The organism is Cellvibrio sp. OA-2007 (assembly GCF_000953825.1).
GTDB lineage: Bacteria > Pseudomonadota > Gammaproteobacteria > Pseudomonadales > Cellvibrionaceae > Cellvibrio.
Window position 1 is genome coordinate 1 of record NZ_BBUL01000030.1, and the last position, 1241, is coordinate 1241.

Annotated in this window: 1 protein-coding gene; it reads right to left on the reverse strand. The window is 38.9% G+C overall.

Annotation, left to right across the window (positions count from 1 at the left end; genetic code table 11):
* Positions 1–565: 565 nt before the first annotated feature.
* Positions 566–1120, reverse strand: coding sequence for a hypothetical protein (locus tag AWU77_RS02105; protein WP_062058551.1), 555 nt, complete (start codon positions 1118–1120; stop codon positions 566–568).
* Positions 1121–1241: the final 121 nt, after the last annotated feature.

Sequence of the window (1241 nt, forward strand, 5' to 3'; positions counted from 1 at the left end):
AGGTTGTAAGTTGGTTTTTTGTGGAAAACTTTTGCGAAGCAAAACCACAAAAAAGCGACTTACAAACTGTCGAGCGCACGAAGTGCGCGGTGCTGGAGCGCCTTGTTACGTGATAAATGTTTTGTGAAGAATTTGCCGAAGCGGAAAGGGAGCTTTTGCCGTTGCCTTTCCGTGCAAACCAACACGCCTAAAAACTTGATGGAACTTTACCCAAAATTGGGAAATAACAAAAGCAGAAATTAACCAAAGCCAAACTTGTATTTCAGCTTTTAAAGCAAAACCTGCAAGAACACAAACCAGAAAAAACCTTCACATTCTTCAAACCGCTACAGCGCACAAACTAGCCGAAGCAGAAAACCCAAAAACATTCACTCTTCAAAAATACCGGTTTTGCTTTTGCGAACTTTCAGGATTGCACAAGCCTAAAACGCTTTGACCACGTAACGCCGAGCTAAGCGGCAGTTTTTAAGTTGCGGTTTTGTGGAATACTTTTGCGCAGCAAAACCACAAAACTGCGACTTAAAAACTGTCCAGCGCACGAAGTGCGCGGTGCTTGAGCGATTTGTTAGCCCTTATACAACCAAGCAAATACTCCAAATACCGTTAAAAGTATCAAGTATAACCAACTATTATTTAACCTATTTATTATTCTGTCTTTTAGCGTTTTACCTCTATTTTCTTTTAAAACAAGAAGCTCTTTTTCAATTCTATATTTTGCTTCACTTTCGAACAGATTATATTTCTCCATGATAGAGGAAGCTTCAATTACATTTTGCGATAGGTCACGAGGCTGATTAGTTTTCAAAGCTTTTAATTTTGCTTCATTTATAAGTTCAAGTTGGCTAGCAAAATGGGGCTGTAGAATTCCCACTAATTTTTCAGATGATATGCTTTTCTGACTGAGTTCAATCATTTCAATGGAAGTAGTAACGAGTAAATCTATGCTACGTTTTAATTCTGCTGTACAGCATTCCATTATTCTCCTAACGGTATTTCCACCGCCAAGTTCATGTTTAGCACTCGCATTTCTTAAAACCGTCTGTAGTTCCCGTTCAAAATTGGAATTTTGATCTTTAAGTAACACGGATATACGATTAAAGAATTTTGTTTCAAAGTCCATTCTTGCACCATGTGATGGCTAACGCCGAGCTAAGCGGCAGTTTTTAAGTTGCGGTTTTGTGGAATACTTTTGCGCAGCAAAACCACAAAACTGCGACTTAAAAACTGTCCAAGGAGCGTAG

Bases quoted from the DNA above. Each gene is read 5' to 3' on its own strand.
- AWU77_RS02105 (WP_062058551.1), bottom strand. From the start codon at position 1,120: ATGGACTTTGAAACAAAATTCTTTAATCGTATATCCGTGTTACTTAAA.